The organism is Neokomagataea tanensis, from assembly GCF_006542335.1.
GTDB lineage: Bacteria > Pseudomonadota > Alphaproteobacteria > Acetobacterales > Acetobacteraceae > Gluconobacter > Gluconobacter tanensis.
Genome location: NZ_CP032486.1, coordinates 67,716 through 91,661 on the forward strand (window position 1 = coordinate 67,716; position 23,946 = coordinate 91,661).

At 50.0% G+C, this 23,946-nt stretch carries 18 protein-coding genes, 3 pseudogenes and 1 CRISPR repeat array; of the genes and pseudogenes, 12 read left to right on the plus strand and 9 right to left on the minus strand.

Annotated features, from left to right (window positions below; translation table 11 throughout):
* Positions 1–66: 66 nt before the first annotated feature.
* The 4 genes from D5366_RS11630 to D5366_RS11645 form a co-directional block, all read right to left on the minus strand.
* Positions 67–330, minus strand: a complete 264-nt coding sequence (locus tag D5366_RS11630; protein WP_141494017.1) for a hypothetical protein — start codon at positions 328–330, stop codon at positions 67–69.
* 494 nt (positions 331–824) lie between these two features.
* On the minus strand, positions 825–1,199 hold the full coding sequence (locus D5366_RS11635) for a hypothetical protein (protein WP_068173535.1): 375 nt from the start codon (positions 1,197–1,199) through the stop codon (positions 825–827).
* 277 nt (positions 1,200–1,476) lie between these two features.
* Positions 1,477–2,349 (minus strand): ParB/RepB/Spo0J family partition protein, encoded by an 873-nt coding sequence (locus tag D5366_RS11640; RefSeq protein ID WP_141494018.1) that lies wholly within the window; start codon positions 2,347–2,349, stop codon positions 1,477–1,479.
* The gene (locus D5366_RS11645) at positions 2,346–3,380 is read right to left on the minus strand and encodes an AAA family ATPase (protein WP_141494019.1); all 1,035 of its coding nucleotides are present in this window, start codon (positions 3,378–3,380) and stop codon (positions 2,346–2,348) included. The genes D5366_RS11640 and D5366_RS11645 overlap by 4 nt, the downstream gene beginning before the upstream one ends.
* Before the next feature lie 615 nt (positions 3,381–3,995).
* Between D5366_RS11645 and D5366_RS11655 the strand changes: the two genes are divergently transcribed.
* The 7 genes from D5366_RS11655 (at position 3,996) to D5366_RS11680 (ending at position 13,508) form a co-directional block, all read left to right on the plus strand.
* On the plus strand, positions 3,996–5,153 hold the full coding sequence (locus D5366_RS11655; RefSeq protein ID WP_141494020.1) for a hypothetical protein: 1,158 nt from the start codon (positions 3,996–3,998) through the stop codon (positions 5,151–5,153).
* Positions 5,153–6,001: a type I-F CRISPR-associated protein Csy2 gene (locus D5366_RS11660; protein ID WP_141494021.1), complete on the plus strand. Its 849-nt coding sequence runs from the start codon at positions 5,153–5,155 to the stop codon at positions 5,999–6,001. Before D5366_RS11655 ends, D5366_RS11660 begins: the two co-directional genes overlap by 1 nt.
* Positions 5,994–7,076, plus strand: coding sequence for a type I-F CRISPR-associated protein Csy3 (gene csy3, locus D5366_RS11665; RefSeq protein WP_141494022.1), 1,083 nt, complete (start codon positions 5,994–5,996; stop codon positions 7,074–7,076). Before D5366_RS11660 ends, csy3 begins: the two co-directional genes overlap by 8 nt.
* On the plus strand, positions 7,076–7,726 hold the full coding sequence (locus D5366_RS11830; RefSeq protein ID WP_170211111.1) for a hypothetical protein: 651 nt from the start codon (positions 7,076–7,078) through the stop codon (positions 7,724–7,726). The genes csy3 and D5366_RS11830 overlap by 1 nt, the downstream gene beginning before the upstream one ends.
* Positions 7,727–7,745: 19 nt before the next feature.
* Complete coding sequence (gene cas1f / locus D5366_RS11670) at positions 7,746–8,681, plus strand: type I-F CRISPR-associated endonuclease Cas1f (RefSeq protein ID WP_205839635.1); 936 nt, start codon at positions 7,746–7,748, stop codon at positions 8,679–8,681.
* A gap of 10 nt (positions 8,682–8,691) precedes the next feature.
* Positions 8,692–12,009 carry a CRISPR-associated endonuclease Cas3'' gene (locus tag D5366_RS11675; RefSeq protein WP_141494024.1) on the plus strand — a complete coding sequence of 1,106 codons (3,318 nt, stop codon included), beginning with the start codon at positions 8,692–8,694 and terminating at the stop codon, positions 12,007–12,009.
* A gap of 124 nt (positions 12,010–12,133) precedes the next feature.
* Positions 12,134–12,698: direct repeats of the CRISPR family, unit length 28 nt; unit sequence GCTCCCCGCCGGGTAGGCGGCTGAGAGA.
* Between the two features lie 102 nt (positions 12,699–12,800).
* Positions 12,801–13,508, plus strand: a complete 708-nt coding sequence (locus tag D5366_RS11680; RefSeq protein WP_141494025.1) for an IS6 family transposase — start codon at positions 12,801–12,803, stop codon at positions 13,506–13,508.
* A 43-nt stretch (positions 13,509–13,551) separates the two neighbouring features.
* Here the strand turns inward: D5366_RS11680 and D5366_RS11685 are convergent, their stop codons facing one another.
* Positions 13,552–14,154, minus strand: a complete 603-nt coding sequence (locus D5366_RS11685) for a contact-dependent growth inhibition system immunity protein (RefSeq protein ID WP_141494026.1) — start codon at positions 14,152–14,154, stop codon at positions 13,552–13,554.
* Positions 14,151–17,294, minus strand: coding sequence for a DUF4214 domain-containing protein (locus D5366_RS11690; protein ID WP_141494027.1), 3,144 nt, complete (start codon positions 17,292–17,294; stop codon positions 14,151–14,153). The genes D5366_RS11685 and D5366_RS11690 overlap by 4 nt, the downstream gene beginning before the upstream one ends.
* A gap of 261 nt (positions 17,295–17,555) precedes the next feature.
* Here D5366_RS11690 and D5366_RS12095 point away from each other — a divergent pair.
* The 3 genes and pseudogenes from D5366_RS12095 to mazF form a co-directional block, all read left to right on the plus strand.
* Positions 17,556–18,104: pseudogene (locus D5366_RS12095) on the plus strand (recombinase family protein); the annotation flags it as partial.
* A 558-nt stretch (positions 18,105–18,662) separates the two neighbouring features.
* Positions 18,663–18,905 carry an AbrB/MazE/SpoVT family DNA-binding domain-containing protein gene (locus tag D5366_RS11700; RefSeq protein WP_141494029.1) on the plus strand — a complete coding sequence of 81 codons (243 nt, stop codon included), beginning with the start codon at positions 18,663–18,665 and terminating at the stop codon, positions 18,903–18,905.
* Positions 18,905–19,234 carry an endoribonuclease MazF gene (gene mazF, locus D5366_RS11705; RefSeq protein ID WP_141494030.1) on the plus strand — a complete coding sequence of 110 codons (330 nt, stop codon included), beginning with the start codon at positions 18,905–18,907 and terminating at the stop codon, positions 19,232–19,234. The genes D5366_RS11700 and mazF overlap by 1 nt, the downstream gene beginning before the upstream one ends.
* A 395-nt stretch (positions 19,235–19,629) precedes the next feature.
* On the opposite strand, the pseudogene D5366_RS12190 reads toward mazF, so the two are convergent.
* The 3 genes and pseudogenes from D5366_RS12190 to D5366_RS11720 form a co-directional block, all read right to left on the minus strand.
* Positions 19,630–19,989: pseudogene (locus D5366_RS12190) on the minus strand (transposase); the annotation flags it as partial.
* Between the two features lie 74 nt (positions 19,990–20,063).
* Complete coding sequence (locus D5366_RS11715; protein ID WP_456306633.1) at positions 20,064–20,768, minus strand: IS6 family transposase; 705 nt, start codon at positions 20,766–20,768, stop codon at positions 20,064–20,066.
* Between the two features lie 83 nt (positions 20,769–20,851).
* Positions 20,852–21,437, minus strand: a pseudogene (locus tag D5366_RS11720) (IS6 family transposase); the annotation flags it as partial.
* A 305-nt stretch (positions 21,438–21,742) separates the two neighbouring features.
* Between D5366_RS11720 and D5366_RS12105 the strand changes: the two are divergent.
* Together D5366_RS12105 and D5366_RS11725 are read left to right on the plus strand one after the other, a co-directional pair.
* Positions 21,743–22,051, plus strand: coding sequence for a hypothetical protein (locus tag D5366_RS12105; RefSeq protein ID WP_240775423.1), 309 nt, complete (start codon positions 21,743–21,745; stop codon positions 22,049–22,051).
* Positions 22,052–22,080: 29 nt separating this feature from the next.
* On the plus strand, positions 22,081–23,889 hold the full coding sequence (locus D5366_RS11725; protein WP_240775424.1) for a Hint domain-containing protein: 1,809 nt from the start codon (positions 22,081–22,083) through the stop codon (positions 23,887–23,889).
* The last annotated feature ends 57 nt before the right edge of the window (positions 23,890–23,946 follow it).

A 23,946-nucleotide genomic window follows, 5' to 3' on the forward strand; every position in this document is an offset into this window, starting at 1 on the left:
ACCGGGGGTGTTAGCGTTCAGTATTAAGGGGCAGGACGGGATTGGTGCGGGGTGAGCCGCAAAATGTCAGAAAGGGCCGAAACGCAGGGCGATCTGCTCACGCTCAGCGGCCGAAATCAGGGCGAGAGCGCTGAGATGATAGCGTGAGCCAAGGCGGGCTTTACTGGCCACGCGCCACCACGCTTGCTGATCGCCACAATCCAGACCACGCAGCTGTGTTTCGCCCTCAGGGCCGTTTTGCGGATGGGGCAGAGTATGTAGGGTCCAGCCCTCGCGATGGGCCTGGATCAACGAAAAACCAGCGGGAATGGGTTGGCTTTGGCGGGTCATGCCTGTCTTCTCCTCTCTTGACCCTTTCCGGCAACCACGGCGTCGTTGGGCCGTGCACGGGCGGCGCTTGCGCCGGGACCGCCCGGCCCGCAGCGCAGCGAGGACACGGACGGACCCACCCCTTGCACGGCACAGCGATCCCGTGGTGCCTCCCTTCCCTGTTCTGCCTTTGTCTGCCGGTCTTCTGTCTTTCTCCCTTTCCCTTTTGCTTTTGTGCTGGCGTCTCTTTGTGTGTCTTTTTCCTGTGGACGTGGGAACGCGGTGGTGTCACGGGCATGACGTGACACGTTGTTGGCTGAGGTGGCTGTTCGTCACATTTCAAAACACCGCTCTGCTAACCCGCTCAGTAGCGCACAAGCGCGTCTGTGGGCTGCGGCGAAGGCGCAGTCTACAGACACCGTTTCAGCGCACGCAGCGCGGGCGCGCCGCGCAAGGTGCGCATCCCCGCCATCACTCAAGAGCGTTGTGATGGCAGGGGTCTGTTGCTCTATCGCTTACCCCCATCGGCTGATGGGGGCACCGGTGCGTACAGCGCGGCACATCAAGGCGGAAGGTACAGGCTCAGCCCGAAGACGCAGAGGCTTTTCGTGACGGCCATCCCATGTCAGCCCCTCGCAAGGCTCTAACATCCCCAAACGCACCGCATCCTCATCACGGCACGCACAGACCCGCTCATTGCCCCCTTTGGAGCGACGGCATGGCTCGGAGGGCCCTGCGCCACAGCCACGGCATGGCACGCGCAAAGCAGGATCACCCTCCTCCCAGACCGCCGAACACCGACGGCAGGACAGAGGAGCAAAGGTGTCGGTCCAGCGTTGCGGGACGCGGACAGGGCGGTTCGGAATGTAGGGGAAAGCGTATCGGCGCATGAGGCTCGTTCCAGTCTTGTGGATTTCAAGCATCAAGCCGGGCAGGCGGGCTCTCGGGGTGCAACAGTGCCGCGCAGCGGCAGGATCACCGGCCCCCCGCAGTCACGCGCAAGCGCCAGCGGCGCTGAGCATGGCGAGGAGGGCGGGTGACCCACCTGTTGCAGCGCGAGGGACCGGCTGGCAGGAGGTTAGCTGCCAATTTCTTTTCGTTATCTTTTAATTCAAGTCTTGATGAACTTTGGATCAGGTGATGCAACGTTGCATCACCTGATCCAAACTAACCTACCAACTTTGTTAACTCAGCGTGTAATAAACGCAGAGCGCTCATATCCTTATCGCTGAATTTGACATTTTTAACTTCGAAATCACGTATTACCTGAATAATCTTTGGCGCCATTTTCTCAATATTTATAGCTTTTAATTGCCTATCAGGGTTAGACTGTCCATCTTTTCTATCCGGCTCAATACTAAAATTTCTCTCGTTAAGAGAAGCCACTGTGACTTCACCTGAGAGAGCCTTTTCCATAAGTTTGTCACGACGTGCCGGATCATCAATACGCGCTATCCCAACCAAAACGTTCATTGGTACGCTGGCCGCGCCAGCTTTTTCTAAAAAGCTCTCAGGCAAGCTTAATAACTTTATTGCCCTGCTAATCCTAGCTTGGTCCATACCCAGTTCTGCAGCGGCTTTCCTTTGGGACCACTGATTGTAATCTAATAAGTTTTTAATTCCCTTCGCTTCTTCTACTGGATTTAAATCCACTCTCATCAAATTTTCTATAAGCGCTGCAGAGGTAGAATTGCCATCGTGAGGAATTGCAAGAATTGATGTCCAATCAGCAAGTTTTGCAGCTCGGAACCGCCTCTCCCCAGCTACTATAATCCATTTTTCAGAATTTTCTGATGACTGTCTTACTAAAATTGGTTGCAGCTGCCCCTGCTGCTTCAATGACTCCGCAAGCTCTTCTAAAGAAGCTTGTTCAAAATTTCGCCTAGGCTGATTCGGATCAGGAATAATCTGATCAATCGACGCTTCAAATGTGTGCCTAAACTTACCGTCTCCGAGAAATGGGACGTCCACCTGCTCCATTACCTGAGAATGAGTTTGTGCAAACGCTGAAGCAGGGCGTTGTTTAAATGTGCGTTTCATGAATTTTCTCTTTTATCTGTATCCAAACTCAGAACTGAAGATGCGTTTATAAAATTACGACGCCCGGCTATTGCTTCAGCAAGGCGCACATAAACTCTGACAGAAGGACTACGGGGCGCGACATCCACTGGGATTTTAGATGCCCACGCAGCATTACTAAACGACGTACTGGAGGGTACCGGCTCTAGTACGGGTGCACGATTATCCATTACCCGAATTAAATGCTCTATAATTCCTACATCGACATACTGATTTTGTACAAATTGTGTTGGGATAACACCACCCAGTCTTAACCGAGGATTACTTCGACGATTTACTTTTGTGATTGTATCTAGAATTAGATTAACTCCCATAACATCGTACGGCTCAGTCCTAACGGGAACGAATACTGTATTTGACGACGCCAAAGCCATCCAAGTAAGAAAACCCAAATGTGGCGGAGAATCCAAAATGATAAATTCGTAATTATCTTGTACTTGAGATATTGCTTCTTTCAACAACCCTTCAGTCCCAGGTTCACGTCGAATATCCACTTCAGCCAAATCAATATGACTTGGACAGAAATCAACAGGAATTTCGACCTCCACTCCCTCAATAGGACCCTTTTTCACAATACAATTGGACATCGATGCATCTTTAAGCAAAGCATGCGCAAGTGTTTTTCCTTGACGATATAGAGGAACAATTTGCATTCCCAGCAAAGCTGCGGTTGCACTAGCCTGTGGATCAACGTCTATAAGAAGAACACGATATCCCATTTTAGAAAGTGCCACAGAGACGTTGAGTGCACTTGTGGTTTTCCCAACCCCTCCTTTTTGATTAGCAAAAGTTATAATTGTTGTTTGACGCTTCTCTCCATGGAGTAATGCTTCCAACTCAGAAGACACCTCAGCCGGCAGTGGTTGCCTACTGTTTTCCCAGCGTGAAATAGTATGCCGATCATAGCTTCGGTTCAGTCGTAAATTTAATACATCCTTTAACTGACTTTGCGACAATCCAAGCTTTTCACGAACCTCTTTAAGAAATGACATTAATGTTACTCCATAATACGCACTATCAACATCAACACATCAACATCAACACGTCAACATCAACAATGATCTATATCTAATTTTGTCCCCCTAAAGTGATGCAACGTTGCATCACTTTAGGGACGGATATTGCAAACTTAGGTTGAGATCAGACACTCATTTGACATCATCTAGAAACAGGGACTGTGTCATTGGTCCGCATGATCTGATGGTCGCTGGCTATGCACGCAGTCGAGGACACATTGTTGCAATCGGAAACCTTCATGAGTTTGAAATAATATACAGTCTTTTATCAAAGGATTTGCCCCTTAAATCAGGACACACCAATTCGGGCGATCACGAGATAGTACGGCTAATGGAATAGCGAATCTTCCATTAGGTTGCCTCACCGCGAATATGATGTTCCTTGAAAACACTCATCGGGCATGCATTACTCTAAAACTAAGAGCAGCTTCTAACAGGATCGCCATATTTGCAGCGATGTCCTTCATAGCGAAGAAACTAGAGTTTTTAAGTCCTCTCCCTTCTGGACCTCAGAGCCAGAAAGATTAATCATACATCCAACTAGAGAGTTAGTGATCTAAAGAAAGTACTATTCATTTAAGGAACCTGTTTATGACCGACGGTGCTGAGGAAGAGACCGAGAAATCTACCCAAGCTGTGAAAACGGAGCAGTTACTTTCCTTTAAAACATCAGGCAGAAATATCGCCCCAAACGCCTTAAGTGCCGAATTCAGCCTAATGAAAGGCTGCCTTAAGTCCCCCCTCACGCCGAAAGTAGCACTACGACTAGCTGATAAAAGTGGTAACTATCTGCTCAAACTCGTGAGCCCGCGCACCGATGGTGATAATGCCATCCTGCGGATCGAGGTACCACGTGGAAACAAACTTGGAGACATTCTTCCTTCCACAAACGCACCTGATATTCCATTTTGTAAAGTGATATTTCGACCACTTGAAATCGATGGATATCCGCCTCGCTCCGTCGTCGATCTAATTCGCAACCCCGAAGATCACACGACAATTGTGCTGGATGCATTTGCAGAGGTTTTTGGGACGGATGTTCTTGAAACCTTGAAGACTTCCCTCCTGACAGTTCTTCCTGCTCCAACCCAGCTCGGTATAGGCGAATTTCCGATTATATTTGTTCCAAGGCCAGATGGGCAGGATTTACAAATTACCCCTGTATCTCCTGCGGCCGCTTTTATGGGAATGAAACGCGTTAGGAAGCATTATTTTCAAAAAACACAGCCAGATCGCCCCATGCCGCGCAGCAAGTGGACAGAACAGGCTGTGAGCGCGAAGCCACAAAATATTTCTGGTGCTATCGGAGGGCCTCGGGTCCGTTTCCGGGCTGACATGCCGACACAGTTATCGCACGAAGAAGCGGACCTATTCCGCTTTGCACAAGGCGGCTCATTTCCACTGTGGCGTGACAGCGCGGTTGCCGCGCGGATCTTACGTTACGGGGATCGCTTAACGTCGGATAATGAATTTAACAATAAGAACACGCGGGCAGCTTTGAACCAGGTGGCGGATGACTTGATCTCCGATGCTGTTGAGTTCATCCAAGATACCTTGCGCGACACTGTCGACTACGCGAAGCGACAAGGAATTGCCGAAAAGCACTCGGCTCTACCTTCTCTGCCCCAGTTACTGTTAAAACGGAGATGGAAAAATACAGATGAAGAAGACAAAGCACGCAAAGCTCTGACAAGTCCTCATTTTGAGCTTCGTCTTGCGAAAAGCCGTATGGCCGCGAAGGGTTTGTAATGCCAGAACTCCGTAATCTCTTTGTGCTACGCGACATTCAAGCAAGCCGCGTCAATCTGATTATGAATGATTATGCAGCGGGTCTTCCCAGCCCTTTATCCTTTTTGGGATTAGGAGATTTTTTAGCACGTCGGCTAAAATTAAAGCCTTGGAGCGCGTCTGTTCTCCCTATCCTGCATGCCGTCCGTGTCTCAGAGGGGCGGACAAAGCCAGAGATGGAGAACAAATCTAGCGTTTTCGCGCCAATTGAGACAATGGAAGACTTAGTCGGCTCGGTCACGGTTTCTTTGCTGATTAATCTGCCTGGATGCGAAAGCGAAAATGCCTTGGCGCGTGCCTTAACTGGCTGTCGTATCGCTGGGGGTATTATTCAAAATAATGATGTAAAAGTTCAGGCTCTAACGCCGGATGGGTCCGCCTTTAGAAGCCTTCGGCGCGGATATGCCATGCTGGCTCCAGAACAAAACGAGCGGCGGGTTATTTCCAAAGGCGACAATGATAGCCTGACCGAGATTGCGACACTGTTGTTTCCCGTTGAACGGCCTGCGGGCTTTGGCTGGATCGTACCCGCGGCAGTCGGCTATCATTTGCTTGAAGACCCAGAGCATGCTCCTAAGCGCACCCGCACCAGAAGCAAAGATATCCCTCACGTTTTTGCTGAGCCTGTACTTGGCATCGCTGAGTTAGTCTCTGTGCGCAATCGACGGCTGACGGAACTATCGCCGGAAGCATTCGCCTCAGCTTTTTGGCACTGGGACGCACGCGAAGACATGCTGTTGGGGCATTCTGCCTATTTTTCAAACAATAAATTAAATGATGTGACCAAGGAGGTTTTGAACCATGGCTAAAACCAGCGCTCCACTGTCCCTTGAAACCGGAATGCTTGCTTTTGCACGCTCTCTCCAGATCACGGAAGGCTTGTTCTACGCCACGCGCAAAGCAGATTCAGCTATTGCGGCACCTATTGAAATTCTTGAAAAGGGCGTGCGCGGACAGTCATCGGAAGACAAAGCGAAAAATCCCGGTCTGAGTAATCCTCAATCTGTTGAATATGCAATCGTACCCCAAGGGCATGACGGGGTTCGTTTGACATTCTCTATCCGTTTTATGCCGTTTTCACGTGCTCCGCACGCTTGCAATAATACCGATGTCGGGTCGGCTTATGAACGCCTCGCTACGGCATACCGTGCAGCCGACGGGTATAAGGTTCTAGCCGGTCTATATTTGTGGAATATCGCCAATGCGCGTTTTGCGTGGCGCAACCGTTTCCAAAGCGACGCCATGTCGGTGAGTATTACGACAAGTGGTGGAACACGTCTGAAGTTTGATCCGTTTAAGCTCAGTCTTACAGAACCAGCATCAGCCGTAGAACTGAGTGCCGCCTTAATCGGAGGCAACACTGCCGACATTGAGAAGGTCATTGATGGCATAGCGTTCGGTTTGGCGAACGAAGACCATGAAGCCTACACGGTGAATGTATCTTGGGATGCAGAAATGGAAGCCGGTCAGGAGGTTTTCCCATCGCAAGAATATGTTCGCGAGGAAAAGGCCATCGCCAATTTGAGCCGCGTTTTTGCAAAGCTTCCGACCAAATGGGGTGGTCGTTCGCTGATGCAGGCTTCCATGCATTCGCAGAAAATAGGGGCAGCCCTACGCTGCATCGATATTTGGCACGGTGATGAAGATGAGACGAAACCAATACCGGTTAATCCTTATGGCGGCGTACAGGAAACCGGTGCCGTTTTGCGCAACTCCAAAACAAAACGCAGCTTCTACGACTTACGCAAAAACGGCGAGACGCTGATCGACGGAATAGAGAGCGCCACAACCGTTAGTGAAATTTCGGGCGATGCTCATTTTGTCATGGCAAACCTGATCCGAGGGGGCGTCTTTGGATCAAGCAGCAAAAAGGCAGAGGGGTGATGGACACACTTAACGAGGGAAAGGGGCGTTGTCTTGCGACGTCCCGCCTTCTGATCCGTCCTGTGCGCGCAGTCATCGAACTCGGAGCAGCCGGGGATGTGCTCTCTGGTGCTATCAGAGCTGTGCATCACGCCAACCGGCACGGCTCGGTTGAAGATTTCATTGCCATCGCCTTCCCCACGATGAGGATGGGGCGAGAAACCATGCTCTCCGGCGACGATATTGAGTTGATTGGATCGGATGCGTCGCTTGGTAGATTTCTCGAACTTGAGGGAATCATAACACTGAAAAGACGTGGTATGCTGGAAGACACTTCCCTAGATCAGGTCTATGCCGATGAAGGCATGATAGGCGCGGCTTACGTTCGCGATCGGGCTGTTGAGAAGCACACTCCCGGTTGGATACGTCGTACTGAAGCCCGCGCAGCGCGACGCGGAAAGCCCTTGGGAAAGGCTGTCAAGCAGCGCGAGAACGATCTAAAGTCTCTTGTCCTCACACATGGTACAACGGTTTTGCATATCCGTGAGGTCGTTGGTCCCTTCACTGATCGCCCGTTGCACGTCAGTACTTATGGTTTTTCAGGTTCTGGCGATCCGGCTATTTTGCCCGTGTTTCCAGAAAGTGCCCGTACGGTGGATAATGCAGATTAAAGGTGGCCCCCGCCTTCTGATGACAGATCGGGAAAGCGCTGTTTATCTTGAACATGCAAGAATACACGTTGAGGGAGAACGGGTCGTTTATCACATCGACGACGATGAAAATCGCCGCGAATTCAATATCCCTCATGTCAATCTCGCGGTTCTCTTTATTGGTCAAGGCACCTCAATCACTCAGGGAGCAATGCGTCTGCTGGGGGAAGAGGGCGTGCATCTTGCTGTCACTGGCAGTGGCGGCACCCCTTTGCATATGGGAAGCTTAACAAGCTACACCGCAACGCGACATTTCAGAGAGCTATTGCCAATATACTTGTCGGAAGAAAAGTCCTTGAAAGCGGCCATATCGGTCATGCAAGACCGGACGTTGCGCATGCGTAAGCTGGGAGGCAAGGGGGCTACGAAAGTGCTCAGGGCGCGTGAGACGATGGGGCTATCGAAAAAATGTGCCTCTTTTGAAGAAAACCTCAAAACCTGCGCCAGTATTCAACAACTTTTGGGCTTCGAAGGGCAATTTACAAAGGCATGTTATGCCGAATTTTCCTCAATCGCGGCGCTCCCGAAAGATAGTCCGTTTCGTCGTGACGCCGGTGCAGGCGAAGCAACGAAAGGCCCTACTGACCGGGTCAAGCTCATTAACCGTTTGATCGATCACGGGAATTATCTTTGCTATGGGATGGCCGGTGCCGCACTTTGGGCCTTGGGGATCCCTCCACACATGTCGATCTTCCACGGCAAAACGCGGGCAGGTGGATTGGTTTTTGATATTGCAGATAGCTTCAAAGATGCCTTGGTGCTGCCCTTGGCTTTTGCCCCGTATAAGGAGAAAAGCGTATCCGAAGCGGAAAAAACGTTTCGCGCAAGACTAATTGAGGCTTTTAACGATCACGCTATCCTTAAGGAGGCCATTGCGACAATCGACAAGCTGATCCTCGCGGCCAACCTGACGTAGAATTTCGAATATGCGTGAGATCATCGCCGTCTGTAGATCAGAAAAAAAATCCCGCGAACGGGTCGCCCGAATTCTCGACAGGTATTTCTGGCGTATCGGGGATAGAACTTGGCGCGGCAAAGCGACAAATGCCTGCCTGAACCGCGTTTCGCGTGAGTTGCGCAAGACCGCCACGCGAAATACTGCCGTGGTGATCCATGAGATCCGATCCGCTGCCTCAAGCCGGAAACCGCTGATCCGTATCGGTGCACAGCATGCTTTCTCGGAAGAAGGTGCTGTTCCTGTCGCTACGCACCCCGCTGCTTTTTCTAATCGCAAATCATCCCTTGCATCCCGGGAAACCGCAGAAGCAATCTTACGCATCGCAGCCTTGTTTCACGACCTTGGTAAAGCCACGGCTCTTTTCCAAAAAAAGCTCGACCGAGCAATAAAGAAAGGTCCGCCTGAGTCCGACGCTGTACGTCACGAGCTATTCTCCGCTGCAGTTTGGGACGACCTGTTCGGCACAGTTACAGACGAAAAGTTGCCTCATCGAATCAAAAATCTGACGCCTGGTGAGATCGATGCATCTTGCCTTCGTGTGCAGGATCTCTTGGGCAAGCTGCATCGCGCTCCCGATCGAAATTTAGGCCTTGCCTTTACTCAAAAGGCAGATCACTTGACTTATCATATTGGCATGCTGGTTTTGACCCATCACCGCTTGCCGACGGCAAATCGCGATTGCAAGACCCTTCTGGCCGAACAGCATGTGAATCAGAACGGCGCTCTGACGCCTCATGTTGATCTTGCCATAGCGCCAGGAACACCATTTTGGCATGAAAACTGGTGGCTCACAGCGTTGAACCGGGAAGCTGATAGGCTGCGTTTGGGGCCGCCGATAGCAAGCGCTGACATGGCCATACGTGCCTCGCTCATGTTGGCGGATCACCTAGGGTCTGCGATGAAGACTAGCCGAGAAATCAGTGACGGACATTTAGCGAATACTATTCGAGCCGAGGCAGAGAACCTGATATTACGCGCCGATAGCCTGTCTCGTCACACGAAACGTGTCTACCGATATGCTCGTTTTTCTTTTGATGCGACGCACCATCAGAGGGATCGTTATCCTGCCCTGAGCGAAGACGCGATGCCTCCCGAGGTCGCGTTCCCTCAACTGTCTTGCGACACACGCTTTGCGTGGCAATCGACCGCCGCTCAGGCCGCCAAGAAAATATGCTCGGAAAACGAAGGCGGATTTTTCGCCGCGATTATTGCTGGGACAGGCACAGGGAAAACGCGCGGCGCCCCCACCATTCTTGCGGCTGCTAGTCTAGGAGATCATGTCCCCGAGCGCCGCTATTTCAGAATGAGCCTTGGCCTCGGATTACGCGTTTTAGCGACACAATCGGCTAAAGAATATGTCAAGGACCTGAACTTCGGTCAGAAAGATGTGTCGGTTTCGGTCGGTGCGCCGCCTTTAGAGTTTGGCGAAGATCTACCCGATTCCACTGATGAAAGTGGTTCAGAAAGCCTGGTGAATCTGCCTGAATGGCTACGCATTCAGCAGGCAGATGGTCCCGTTCCCGAAGAGGGCGCTGAGCAAGAAGAAGACTGGCTTCGGGGACTTTCTTTAGATACGGGGCGCTCTCTTCCCGCTTTTGTGGATATCTTTCTCGATCTAGCAGGAGACAGGAATGGAAATGGTCGCAGGTTTTTAAACGCACCTGTTCTGGTTTCAACGATCGATTATCTGATGCCCGTTGCCACCCCGACAAGCGCACGTTTTTTGTTGCCCGCGCTGCGTGTCCTAAGCTCCGATTTAATATTAGATGAGATCGACCAGTATGATGGAGAAGATCTCGCTGCGATCGGGCGTTTGGTATTTCAATCAGGGGCCGCGGGGCGCCGTGTCATCATCATGTCAGCCACCCTCACCAAAGAGATCGTCGAGACACTGCATTCTTCCTATCACGCGGGCTGGAAGGAGTATGCGCGGTCTTTAGGATTATCTGAAAGGTGCAACCTTTTGATTTGCGGAGATAATCCGGTCTCGCTTTCCGTAAATGCTGACGATGAGCCTTGCGACGTGGTGTTTGAGCGTTGTTGTGATGCGATATTGCGTGGCTTTAGAACTGCCCCGGCCCTACGGCGGGGGAAGGTTCTCCCTCCCGTACCGACATGGGAAGGACTTATTACAACTGTTGATGAGGCTTGTTCAGCCGCACACAACGAGAATGCCATAGATATTGATGGTGTTCGCGTTTCTGTGGGGCTCGTTCGGATGACGCGCATTTCGCACACGGCCGATTTGGCACGCCGATTAAATGCTGGCGATATTGGCGGAAGGCTCCGCGTGCTCCTTTGTCTTCATTCACAAATGACCAGACTGGTACGGGGTTGGATTGAGTCCCGCCTGAAGCAGGCCCTTACCCGTAAGGGGGACTTTCCCGAAGCTGGCGTCAAAGCTCTATGTGATGAAGTACGGCTCTTTGAACGTGCACGAAAAATTTGTGCCAAGGATATTGAAATCGTTGTTATCACCTCACCCGTTATTGAGACCGGTAATGATCTGGATTTTGACTATGCAATTATCGATCCGATTTCGACACGCGCCATCATTCAAACCGCAGGAAGGGTAAGGCGGCACCGCCCCCCTCTCGGAAGTACCCCGAATGTGTGGATATTGGGACAAAGTCCTATTGCCTTGGATACTGGGAAGCTCAAAATGCCAGGTGTCGAAACGGAATTGAGTGGGGACACTCAAGTTCCAAGGTCTTCTCTTCTTGATGGCTATAAAGGACGCTTATTTTCGGAGATCGTAGGCAATAACGTGTTCGAGCGCATCGATGCCGTAGCAATCCTTGACGATACTGTGTCCTTTCCCCTCAAACAGGCAGAGGCTGAGCTTTGTCGCAAGATGCTCTCTATCAGCTCTGACGCGCCGTTGGGGCGTTACATTTCATCTTCCACGGCGCGATGGAATACCAAGGTTTCTCAGATGCGTAAATTTCGCAGAACCAACCAGCGCGAAATTCGCTTCGTGCTGAAAGGCGAAACTTTGTCCGATGCTGTTTGGTATGTGGATATGGCCCCTGGCACAAGACATAGCGTATTGCGGGAGGCCGGAGACAAAATGCGCTCTACCTCTCTACGCTCTCCTGAAGCTGTTTTGTTGGCTGATACCATCGAACGGGCCTGGCGGGCCTATGCTCAAAATAGTCGAGAAATTTCGTCATTGGAACTTGCGTCCCTTATGAGCGTGGGGCTTCCTGTCTGGGATAATAAAACGTGTGTGGATGTTACCATGGACGATCTGAGCGGACTAACTCGAGGCTCTTTTGAGGATTAATCATCTATCCTCGGGAAAAGTATTTTATTACAGTGCGTTAACCCCGGTCTTTGAAAAGATGGTATGATAGCTCTAGTGTTGCTAGAGCTCTGAAATAAATAACTTTTGTGTGCGTACACTTACTGCTCCCCGCCGGGTAGGCGGCTGAGAGATTCAAGATCGCCGGAATTGGGACGAGCAGCACGCTCCCCGCCGGGTAGGCGGCTGAGAGATCGGATACGCCGCTAAAAGTTTTAAAGCTATAGCTCCCCGCCGGGTAGGCGGCTGAGAGAGATTGAAGATCAGGGCGTTTTACAGTCTGGCAGCTCCCCGCCGGGTAGGCGGCTGAGAGATTAAGTCTGGAGCGGTGCTGTCCTTACACATTGCTCCCCGCCGGGTAGGCGGCTGAGAGAAAACAGAGACATCAGACGGCAAAGGTTCAATCGCTCCCCGCCGGGTAGGCGGCTGAGAGAAAAATTCAGGAAATAAACAATGACAGCCCCTAGCTCCCCGCCGGGTAGGCGGCTGAGAGAAATAATAATAGCTCTTTTACGCCAGTTCTGTAGCTCCCCGCCGGGTAGGCGGCTGAGAGATCAACAGACGGGGCAGGAGGCGGGCCAACGCTTCCCGCCGGGTAGGCGGCTGAGAGATGAACATCAGCGGACAATTCGTTGGCGAACTGGCTCCCCGCCGGGTAGGCGGCTGAGAGATAGTAGTGCCTGCACCAAGCATCAGCGGCTGGACCCGGCCCTGTTGCAAAGTTGAGTATCCTGTTTGAAACCGCTGCCGGTAGTTAGAGTAGGGTTTGGCAGATGGGTGATTTCAAGGGACGTCATTTTCGTGGTGAGGTAATCCTGTGGGCGGTGCGTTGGTATTGCCATTACGGGATTAGCTACCGGGATTTGGAAACCATGCTGGCCGAGCGGGGCGTGAGTGTTGATCATTCAACGATATATCGCTGGGTCCAGCGCTATGCTCCCGAGATGGAAAAGCGCCTTCGGTGGTATTGGAAACGCCCGGGCTTTTCCAGCAGCTGGCGGGTTGATGAGACCTACATCAAGGTCAAAGGAAAATGGACCTATCTGTACCGGGCTGTTGGCAAAGGCGGTGATAGGATTGATTTTTTCCTCTCACCGACCCGGAGCGCTAAGGCGGCCAAACGTTTTTTGAGCAAAGCTTTAAACGGACTGAGAAGGTGGGAGAAGCCTGAAACAATCAACACAGACAAGGCGCCGACCTATGGTCGGGCCATCAACGAATTCACGAAGAACGGTAAGCTACCCGACACGGTGAAACACCGTCAGGTCAAGTATCTAAACAGCGTGATTGAGGCTGATCATGGCAAACTCAAACAGCTGATCAAGCCGGTCCGTGGCTTCAAAAGCCTGAAAACCGCTTATGCGACGATCAAAGGTTTTGAGGTCATGCGGGCCTTGAAAAAGGGACAAGCTGAACTCTTCCAATTCCAAAAGGGTATCATGGGAGAAGTGCGTCTCATCGAGAGACAATTCAGCTTCTAAATCGTTTGACAAACAAAACAAATAGGATGCACTCAACCCAGACTTAACTTTGCAACAGGGCCGGCGAGTTAATCTTTTGCCGCCCCGGAGCTTCGCAGCGAGAAAGGGCATCGCGTATGGCGAGGCCGAGCTCTTCGTCGGACGCGGAGAGCGGAACGGTGACCCGCGTCGAGGCATATTTTTTCTTATCCATCGGCCCCCACGCGCTATGCCCGCCGGGTTGCCGCTTAGAGGCGGACAGCGTCACGAAGTCGTCAACTAAATCATGCCAACTAGCATATACAACATCGCATCGATCGCCAATTTTCTCACGTTTTTTATAGCCGTATGTGCGCATAATCTCGTCGCAGAAATCTAGCCGTCTTTTATCTGACACTTCCTCCATTTTTATACGATCCTCTTTATCGAGAGGACGACCTGGCGTGTTAAAATACTCGCTACTCAAGAGAGCTTTGCGGAAATTTTCGCCGATCCATTGCGCTGTGGCATCCTTGGAAGCATGAACGCACCAACCAGTCCGCGAAAAATATACGCCTTTCCAGATTTCTTGTGACTCAAGAGAAATATATTTGGGCGATAGGGCAATCAGCACACTCTTTCTGTGGAGACCACGAATGCGCTCCGGGGTATAAATTAACTCATTCATACGATGGCATCGATCTCAAAAGTGAGTGGCTTGTAGCCATTGGTTTCATAAGAAGCCATTTTTGCGGCGGCACCATGATAGGCTTCGCAGATCTGTTTCCACTGCGCGTCGGTTGTACCGTCTACCCGGACAGCCAACTCAAACCTATAGGATTCGATTTCGGATTGAGTAAACTGGATAGTGACGGGTGATCCTTGCCTACTGTTACCTCTTACATATTTTATGGACATTTCCTTCAAGTCTTTCCATATCTGGTATTTGATATTGGCCGGGCTGTATTTCTTGTCCTTATCGATCTCCTGGAAAGACTTACGACCGGTATTCAAGACCTTGTCACTGACAGCGTCACCGGTATCCTTGTTCCAGTGATCGAAGGTCATCCAGTTACTTTTATGATCCTGCAACCAGACGTAATTTCCGGTTGTATTACCTCCATTCAACTTTTGTTGTACGTAAGCCTCATACGGCAAGCCTTGCGCAGTTGGACCTTTCCCAGCTCCTGTCGCCCACACGATACCATCCGTAGCGTATGATGACGGCCAGTCTCTCTGATTAACGGTTTGCCATTTGGCATTCGCTGAGGTGATCTGCCCGATATTGGTTACGTCCGTTGTGTGTAACCTACGAAACATTTGGACATCATCACACGGTGTCTGAGGGTTATCTTTATCCTGTTGAATGACGGTTTTAGTAATACTTTGGCTCACAGCCGCATTCATAGTACTGGTCACGCCTTGGAGCAAAATCCCGTCAACATCTTGCCATGTTTCTGCTGGGTCCATCATGGGCTCCACAAGCATGCTCGCCATTAGATCCGTTGCTTGTTCAACCGATGCAGCAGGGGATGCTATGTAATCATCAAAAGTTGCATTGGCTGCTGGCGCTTTATAAGCTGCAGCTTCTGCTTCCAATTGCTCTTGTGTCTGACCATTCACTATGGCTTTCGCCTGATACAGGTTTGTCATCCCTGTTCTGAGTGTCTGGAGCTGAAAATCATTTATTGGTGGCAGACCCCAATGAGCAAACAGTTGATTGGCACCGTCGTGAAATTCTGAAGACTCTGTTAGTTCTTTAATAACGTATAAATGACTGCTTGCGCCAGAGGCAAGGTCGTCTTGTACGTTTTTCCGCCATTGAATATCAGTTTCTGTGAAGGGCCGTCCGTACATAAATTCGAGACTAGATTGCAGACTTTGTACTGTCTCAGAAGAGTAAGCTAGAGCCGTTTTTACGTTGCTGAAATTGCCTGAATTAGCGAGAATTTTTTGATAAAAAGCGATCTGCCCGTCATTAGGATTATAGAGACCAACTTCTGTTCGGTACTGTGCCATGATGGTGTCGTGGCTTTCTTGGGAATAGGCTATAGTGGACTGTATAGCTTGCAGCGAACCACCATCAGCAAGGGATTTCTGGTATGTTGCCAGACCGGATGGGTCTGCTGAACGCCCAAGCTCATCTTGGTAAAGCTTATTGATGTTGTTCTGAGCTTCTTGGGAATAGGCTATAGCGGAGCGTATGCTTTGCAGCGAACCACCATCAGCAAGGGATTTCTGGTATGTTGCCAGACCGGACGGGTCTGCTGAACGCCCAAGCTCATCTTGGTAAAGCTTATTAAGATTGTTCTGAGCTTCTTGCGAGTAGGCTATAGTGGACCTTATAGCTTGCAGCGAACCACCATCAGCAAGGGATTTCTGGTATGTTGCCAGACCGGATGGGTCTGCTGAACGCCCAAGCTCATCTTGGTAGAGCTTATTAATATTGTTCTGTACTTCTTCCGAATAGGCTTGTTCGGCCCGTATTTGTTGTGTTGTCTTCCCAGAATGTAGCTGTTCTTTATACCAATTCCAATTGCTTTCCTCGATATGACCGTAAAAGCTATTGAACATTTTTTCGGCTGAACCACGCGAAGTCCCGTCAATGAGTTCGTTTCTCATATCATTGAAACTTGCTGAGCGATTGGCTAAACGGTCCGTAAAACCATTGATGTAGTTTCCGTCCCACTCTTCCTTGGCATCATTGCGGTCTTGGACACCGTTTATCATGTCCATAACATGGGCGCGCATTCGCCCAGAATGCGCTTCTTCTTGCCAGACTTGCTGTGTTGTTTTCCCCGAATGAAGTTGGTCTTTAAACCATGCTATGTCCGTATCGGATGTATAACCGTAGAAATTGTCATACATCTTATGGGCGGCAACTTGTGAAGTGCCGTCTATCAAATTGTTACGAATGTCTTTGAAGGTTTGACTATGGTTGGCCAAACTATTGGTTACCGCATCAACATAAGGCGCATCCCATTCTTCTTTCGCGTCGTTCCTGTCCTGCACACCGTTGATCATATCCAAAACCTGAGCACGCATTCGCCCAGAATGAGCTTCTTCCTGCCATATTTTTTCAAAAGTCTTTCCTGATTTCAGTTGGTCTTTAAACCAACGGGAATCACCGTCACTGAGATTTCCGTAAAAATTGTCGTACATTTTATGGGCTGATTGATTTACGTAGGGTGAGTTTTCAATGTACTTATTGCGTATGTTTTTAATCGTTGCGATGTATTGGTCTTGCGCCGCTTGATAAGGTGTTAAAACTCTATTTGCTGCTAATCTACTGTTCACGGTGTCGTAAATACTATTCCAATCGTCCTGTTTTTCAGCACTTGTTAACGGCCTGTTTAAAATCTCTGAACCAATTTTGTCAGCAACATTGTCTCTATAATAATCAGCATAGCTTCTGGTCAGCATATGCCGGTCATGCGTGCTAATCCACGATGAAGGAGCAGGGCCGAAATTATAAAGCCCCATCTGAGATGATGGACCATAAATCCCCCCTTGATCGGGTGCTGCGTATACATTTCCATATTGGTCATATGAAAATGCGGTACTTTTACTTTCACTCAATGTCGATAAGCTATAGTTCTTAAAGTCAAAGGTGTTTTGCTTATTATTACCTATTACATTCCAATAATCTACGTTTCCTTTAGAAATATATTGATAAATATCTTCTTTGTTTCCTGCCTGTTGTGCATCAATAAATTCTTTTTCTTTTAAGAAAAAAGAGGCACTCGCCTCTATACTTACGGCGCCATGGTTATCATTAAAAAGTAAGTTTTGATTTTGGTTAATAACTAAAACATTTTGGTCAGACATAACAAAACCTTATAAATTTTAATGTTTCGTAACTTTCTAAAAACATTTGATAAATTAAAATTTATTTCAATATATGTTCACATGCCTGCTTGGTTGTTAACACCACATGTACAGTCAAAAACTGTCATTTTGGGGTATATCCCAGAATGGCGTCATGGCACTCGCTCAGAATCCGTCATGATAGAATAGTTTTACTATATTCATGACATTCGTCCCCAAACCTCATAGATACTAACATGACATTTAGGGGAGAAGAGGGCGTTGAAGGGTCAAAGGGTCGGTTATGTCCGTGTGAGTACATTCGATCAAAATGTTGATCGTCAATTGGATGGCGAAATACTGGATCGGGTTTTCACCGATAAAGCGTCCGGCAAAGATGTTCAGCGGGCTCAGCTTGATGAGCTTCTTGCCTTCGTGCGTGAAGGCGACATCGTGGTCGTGCATAGTATGGACCGATTAGCGCGTAATCTCGATGACCTCCGCAATCTAGTTCACACGCTGACGCGAAAAGGCGTTTGTGTTGAGTTTATCAAAGAGCGTCTCATTTTCTCAGACAAAGATGAATCCCTGCCCAAATTGATGCTTTCGGTGATGGGCGCTTTTGCAGAGTTTGAACGCTCTCTCATTCGGGAAAGACAGCGCGAGGGTATTGCGCTGGCTAAAAAGCGTGGTGCCTATCGTGGCCGGAAGCGGGTTCTATCTCACGAACAAGTTGCAGACATCCTCCAGCGTATCAGCGACGGTGAGACAAAAGCTGCGATTGCCCGCGAGCGCGGCATAAGCCGGGAAACTCTCTATCAGTATCTAAGAGCTTATCCGAATGGCGGGGTTCGCATGCGGCCGGTAAAAGAGGTTGTTCACGACGCACCTATGGGCGCAAAGCCGTTCATTGCGACCCTTATTCTGAACATTCAGAGTCAGTCCGCCTCCGGACCGAGCCTTTCCTCGGTTCGAGCTGAGATCGAAGACATGCTGGCGGAAGATTACGATGTGCAGAAGAACGAGAAGGGCGAGTATAGGTTAGCTATTCCTGCAGAGTACACGCGTACGGAGCATGATCTCACTGCTGAGATAGCGGATCTCTTTGACGAAATTGACGCCATTGCTGAAGAGTATGTCTGTACGGCCGTCGGAACGCTTCGTGAAATGGGAGGGCAGGAGCGTGTTTGGTAAGCTTTCTGCTTAGCAAACCTGACCACAATCACTTAACAACCCTTGGCTCAACCGAGCAGCCAAGGGCTGCTACGGGGGGGCAGCGGAAGGTCGGCTGTCAGAGAAAATAGTGGTGAAGCGAATATCGTCAGTACTTTAAGTTGCGGATTGAGTGGGTTTGAAGTATCTACTAAGTAGATACATGGAGATAGTCTTATGCATGGAACCGTACGTAAGTGGGGTAATAGCGCCGCCATTCGCTTGCCAACGAGCATTCTTGAAGCCGTACAGCTTCAGATCGACCAGCCTGTGGATGTTCATGAGGAAGACGGGCGCATTATTATTCAGCCCATCCGTCATAAAAACCTCTCTTTAGAAAGCCTAACTGCGGCAATCACGGATGAAAACCGTCATGGTGAGGTTGACTTTGGGGTCGCAATCGGGGGCGAGGCTTGGTGATGCCAGAATGGGTCCCGGACTGCGGGGAGATTGTGTGGCTTGAATTCGATCCTCAAGCAGGCCGTGAACAGGCAGGGCACCGGCCTGCCGTGGTGCTATCCCCTGCATCTTACAACGCAAAGTCAGGCATGATTGTCTGCTGCCCAACGACCACACGCATCAAAGGCTACCCGTTCGAAGTTTCGCTTCAGGGCCAGCCAGCGAGCGTTGTGCTATCTGACCAGGTCAGGAGCCTCGACTGGCGAGCGCGCCGTGCAAAAATGAAGGGCAAGGTTACAGAGGACGAACTAGAATCTGTCCGTGAGAAGGTGCGTCTCTTGGTCGGATAGGTGTGTGTAGGGTCCTGTTGCAAAGTTAGGTTTGGGGGAAAGCGGAGTGTGTCCTTCGCGACGCAAATTTTTGTGAGCGGACATTTCCGGGAGGGTACGTCAATGATGCGCAGGACTCTGATGATGACCAGACCCCGTTTGCCCCGCCTGTGCCGCCAGCGTTGGCGGCGATGAAGGCGGTCATGGGTGAGCGTGGTGATGAAGCTCCTATAATCGTCGAGCGGGTAATTCAGGTTCCTTGGGCCTGCACAAGGCGGTGAAGATTTCACGCACGATGTATCGTTTGAGGCATCGGATAATTTCACCGCTGGTCTTTCCGTTTGCGGTTTTTTTTCGACGTAAGCCAGGGTTGGCGGATGAGTGCGCATTCTGACGATCGCGACGCAGTAAAGAGCGGCATTGGCCTGCCGGTTGCCGCCTCGGTTCAACCGAAAGCGGTTTGTCCTGCCGCTTGAGGCCGGGATCGGGCAGACCCCGCACAGACGGGCAAGTGCCGCTTCTGATCGGATACGCGCGGGGTCATCACCGATCAAGATCGACATGTCCGCGATCGTCAGCGTGGCAATACCGTGTGCCGCGTGCAGTCCGGCAGCCTTGCTTTCGACCAGAGGATCGAGGTCGCGATCAAGGGCGGCAATTTCGTCATGAAGTGCTAGCCACCGCCTGGCTAGGGAGCGCATGGCGGTCTTCGTCGAGGACAGCAGCGTCCGCTCCTGTGATATCCGAAAAGCCGCGATCGTACAAATGAGTGCCATCTTGCCGCGACATTTCCCAAGTGGTGATGTCACATTAAATTTTGTGAGCTGAATACGTCTGGTTTTGAGTGGATTCAGGCCGTGAGAATAGTCACAGTTTTCCACTGCGCGAAGGCTTGGAGACGATGCATGTGTCGTGCGAGAGCATTGGCGTTAGCGACGGGTGGAACGAAGAGATTACGGACGGCCGAGAAGACGGTTAAGAACCTCTGACATCCGCCCGGGGATCGGAACCTTTGCATGGTTCGTTCCCGTTTTCGTAGCGGTAAATGGCTGTTTTCGGCTCGATTGTTCAGCCCTTTGTGGGAAAGATGCCGGACAGACAGGCCGAGTTTGCGCTTTGCGGCCTCATACGATTTCAGCTTATCCGTGATCATCCGCCGGGGACGCACACCTTGCTGGCGCAAAAGGCGGGTCAGGAGACGCTTGGCGGCCTTGGTATTACGCTGTTTTTGAAGAATTTCATCAAGGATATAGCCGTCTTGATCGACAGCGCGCCAGAGCCAATGAATGTGGCCGCCAATCACAACCCTAACTTCGTCCAAATGCCATAAATCACCACGTTTGGCGCGTTTGCGGCGCAAACTGCGAACATACTCCGCACCAAACTTCAGGTTCCAGCGACAAATCGTCTCATACGACACCACAATCCCACGTTCGAGCAGCATTTCCTCAACCAAACGAAAGCTCAATGGAAAACGGAAATACAACCATACCGCATGGGCTATCAATTCACGCGGAAAACGATGCCGTTTGTAGCTCAATGGTATTTTACTCATCGGCGTCATCTAGTAGGACAAACTTAACGTGACATCACCTTTGGTTTGAGTGCATTCTGTTTGTTTTTTGATTTTCGAACGGTTTAGACGCTGAATTGTCTGTCGATGAGACGCACTTCTCCCATGATGCCCTCTTGGAACTGGAAGAATTTGGCCTGTCCTTTTTTTCAGGGCACGCATGACCTCAAAACCCTTGATCGTAGCGTAAGCTGTTTTGAGGCTTTTGAAGCCACGAACCGGCCTGATCAGCTGTTTGAGTTTGCCGCGATCGGCCTCAATCACGTTGTTCAGATACTTGACCTGACGGTGTTTCACCGTATCGGGTAGCTTACCGTTCTTCTTGAGTTCGTTGATTGCACTGCCGTAGGCCGGGGCTTTATCCGTGTTGATTGTCTCGGGCTTCTCCCAGTCCCTCAGGCCGTTTAAAGCTTTACCCAGAAAGCGTTTGGCAGCCTTGGCGTTCCGGGTCTGTGAGAGGAAAAAATCAATCCTATCACCACCCTTGCCGACAGCCCGGTACAGATACGCCCATTTCCCTTTGATCTTGATGGAGATCTCATCAACCCGCCAACTGCTGGAAAAGCCAGGGCGTTTCCAATACCATCGAAGGCGCTTTTCCATCTCGGGTGCATACCTCTGAACCCAGCGGTAAATCGTCGACCATTCAACGCTTAGTGGAAAATTGAAATCGATCTTGCAGTATGAATTAGCTTAAGTTTAGCTGTTTTCAGCTTACATGACTCAAACAGACAATACCCGTTTCCAAAAAACAAGCGTTTATAAAAATTATAATAACAGCATCATATTTGGGAAAATTTATTTCATAAATCGTCACACATAAATTTAGTTTGTTATTTACTATCATATAATAAATTAAATTAGTATTTAGATGTTTTTTATAGTATTGGCGAGCAGTCTTCTAACATAAACGAGAATGTTCCTTGGTTATTTTCAAAAAATAAGGATGCGCTAGCATGTCCTCTTATAATGTTTCCTCGGGCCAAGTTGTGTCCAACACCCTCGTGTATGGAGATGTGGAAACCGTCTCGAGTGGCGGCATTACGCAAGATCAGCACAACGGTGGCCAACGCTTTGTTCTTTCCGGCGGGATTGTTCGGAACGGCGTAGTAAGTAGTGGTGGAAAAGATTATATTTCCAGCGGTGGTTCATCTTACCAAGGTGTCATTCAAAATGGTGGCATTCGTTATGTCTCTGGCGGAGGAACTGCCGATAATTCGTTTATTGCCTCCGGGGGACTGTTAGCGCTGCTAGCGGCGCAATAATCCTTGCTGTTAACGCTTTCAGCGGCGGCGTGCTCAGTGCGGCGAATGGTGCAATTCTTAGTGGTGGCAATCTAGCAACAGGTGCGTCGATTACAGCAAATTCTGCTACCCTGCTTGAAGGAACGATCAATGTTTCTTCAGGTTCGAAGGTCGCAAATGGTACGTTGACTGGGTCGGGTGCGGCTTTAAGCGCTTATAGCGGCTCTGTAATCAGCAATGTTAGCATTGGTAGTGGTACTCGGTTGTACTTGGGATCAGGTGCAGCAGGGTCCGCTAACGTAGTTAACGGTGGAACACTTGAAATTTCTTCGGGGGCATCGCCATCGAATAATAAATTTGGAAATAACACTGGTGGAACTATTATTATAGATAGTGGGGCTACGTGGAATAATAATAATAATCCGACTTATGGTGCAACATCTGGAAATACATTAATTATTAAAAGCGGTGGCACCGTATCTGGGACAGTGATCGAATCAGGAGGGACAACTATTGTTTCTTCTGGCGGCGTTCTTTTAGGCACGCAAACTGTCTCCTCTGGTGGAACCTTAGTCCTCAACGGTACAGCAGGAAGCGGTATTGTTTCCCTATCCGGTGATGGCGCGCACCTCGTGATTAGCGGTACGGCAATGCCTACCAACACCATTTCAAACTGGTCTCCAACAGATACAATCGACCTTGCGTCTGTTCCAAAATCCAGCGTCACTAGCGTCACGACAACATCTACTGGAATTACTTTTTACACAAAAAGCGGCAACTACTCTCTTAACGTACCAGATGCCAATAAATACGGATACGCACTCTCAGCCGATAGTAATGGTGGGTTAGTCTACACGACCTGTTTTGCGGAAGGGACTTTGATTAAGACACCGAGTGGTGAAGCAGCCGTTGAAACTCTTGCACCGGGCTCTATGGTTATGACTCCTGAAGGGGCCATGCCCCTAAAATGGCTTGGTCACCGGTCGATTGACGTCTCCAAACAAATTAACCCCGAAGCCAACTGGCTGGTCCGTATTTGTGCCGGGGCTCTAGCCGATCACGTACCCGCCCGGGATCTCTTGGTAACACAAGAGCACTGCATGGTCTTTGATGGAAAACTTGTGCCAGCCCGTATGCTTGTGAATGGAATATCTATTTATCTTGATCGCTCGATTAATGCTTACACCTACTACCACGTTGAACTTGACACACATATGCCCATCTGGGCCGAAGGAGCATTGACGGAAAGCTATCTGGATACAGGAAACCGTGACCAATTTGAAAATCATTATGTGACAAGCATAATGTCGGATCGTTGTGAGGTTGGCTCGGATTTTCTACCCCTGGATACCTCCCGCGCCTTCGTGGAGCCCATATTCCGTCGTTTGGTCGACCGTACCGGGTTGGTTCCTTCAGTACCTGCATTAGTAGACGATGCAGATTTGCACTTGGCGACCGAAACTGGAGAAGTCATTCGCGCTAGCCGCATCAGTGGTGCGTATCATATGTTTATGCTGCCCGATAACGTTGAGACGGTGACTATAGCCTCACGAACAAGCCGCCCTTCAGACGTCATCGGTCCTTTCATGGATGACCGACGCGAACTCGGTGTCCTTGTTGGCGAGGCAAAGTTGTTCTGCGCTTACAAGACTGTATCGCTCAATGTCACGGAAACAAGTCTAGCTCGTAAGGGATGGTACGAAAGCGACGCATTGGGGCGTAGATGGACCAATGGTGCCGCATCGCTCCACATTGGTTCAGCGACACAAGGAGAGCCCCGCATGCTCACCCTGCAAATCTTGTCGCAAGGCCCGTATCTCCGTGAAGTGCAGCAAACAGTGCTGCGTGCCACAGCCTGAAAAACGTCTCTTACGGCCCCACATAAAAATGCGGGGCCGTAAGTTTGGCTTTGTTGC

What these genes read in the sequence shown, in the direction of transcription:
- D5366_RS12105 (WP_240775423.1), top strand. Translation starts at nt 21,743, where the DNA reads ATGTCCTCTTATAATGTTTCCTCGGGCCAAGTTGTGTCCAACACCCTC.
- D5366_RS11700 (WP_141494029.1), top strand. Translation starts at nt 18,663, where the DNA reads ATGCATGGAACCGTACGTAAGTGGGGTAATAGCGCCGCCATTCGCTTG.
- D5366_RS11680 (WP_141494025.1), top strand. Translation starts at nt 12,801, where the DNA reads ATGGGTGATTTCAAGGGACGTCATTTTCGTGGTGAGGTAATCCTGTGG.
- mazF (WP_141494030.1), top strand. Translation starts at nt 18,905, where the DNA reads ATGCCAGAATGGGTCCCGGACTGCGGGGAGATTGTGTGGCTTGAATTC.
- csy3 (WP_141494022.1), top strand. Translation starts at nt 5,994, where the DNA reads ATGGCTAAAACCAGCGCTCCACTGTCCCTTGAAACCGGAATGCTTGCT.
- D5366_RS11830 (WP_170211111.1), top strand. Translation starts at nt 7,076, where the DNA reads ATGGACACACTTAACGAGGGAAAGGGGCGTTGTCTTGCGACGTCCCGC.
- D5366_RS11640 (WP_141494018.1), bottom strand. Translation starts at nt 2,349, where the DNA reads ATGAAACGCACATTTAAACAACGCCCTGCTTCAGCGTTTGCACAAACT.
- D5366_RS11675 (WP_141494024.1), top strand. Translation starts at nt 8,692, where the DNA reads ATGCGTGAGATCATCGCCGTCTGTAGATCAGAAAAAAAATCCCGCGAA.
- D5366_RS11660 (WP_141494021.1), top strand. Translation starts at nt 5,153, where the DNA reads ATGCCAGAACTCCGTAATCTCTTTGTGCTACGCGACATTCAAGCAAGC.
- D5366_RS11645 (WP_141494019.1), bottom strand. Translation starts at nt 3,380, where the DNA reads ATGTCATTTCTTAAAGAGGTTCGTGAAAAGCTTGGATTGTCGCAAAGT.
- D5366_RS11655 (WP_141494020.1), top strand. Translation starts at nt 3,996, where the DNA reads ATGACCGACGGTGCTGAGGAAGAGACCGAGAAATCTACCCAAGCTGTG.
- cas1f (WP_205839635.1), top strand. Translation starts at nt 7,746, where the DNA reads ATGACAGATCGGGAAAGCGCTGTTTATCTTGAACATGCAAGAATACAC.
- D5366_RS11635 (WP_068173535.1), bottom strand. Translation starts at nt 1,199, where the DNA reads ATGCGCCGATACGCTTTCCCCTACATTCCGAACCGCCCTGTCCGCGTC.
- D5366_RS11630 (WP_141494017.1), bottom strand. Translation starts at nt 330, where the DNA reads ATGACCCGCCAAAGCCAACCCATTCCCGCTGGTTTTTCGTTGATCCAG.
- D5366_RS11715 (WP_456306633.1), bottom strand. Translation starts at nt 20,768, where the DNA reads ATGAGTAAAATACCATTGAGCTACAAACGGCATCGTTTTCCGCGTGAA.
- D5366_RS11685 (WP_141494026.1), bottom strand. Translation starts at nt 14,154, where the DNA reads ATGAATGAGTTAATTTATACCCCGGAGCGCATTCGTGGTCTCCACAGA.
- D5366_RS11690 (WP_141494027.1), bottom strand. Translation starts at nt 17,294, where the DNA reads ATGTCTGACCAAAATGTTTTAGTTATTAACCAAAATCAAAACTTACTT.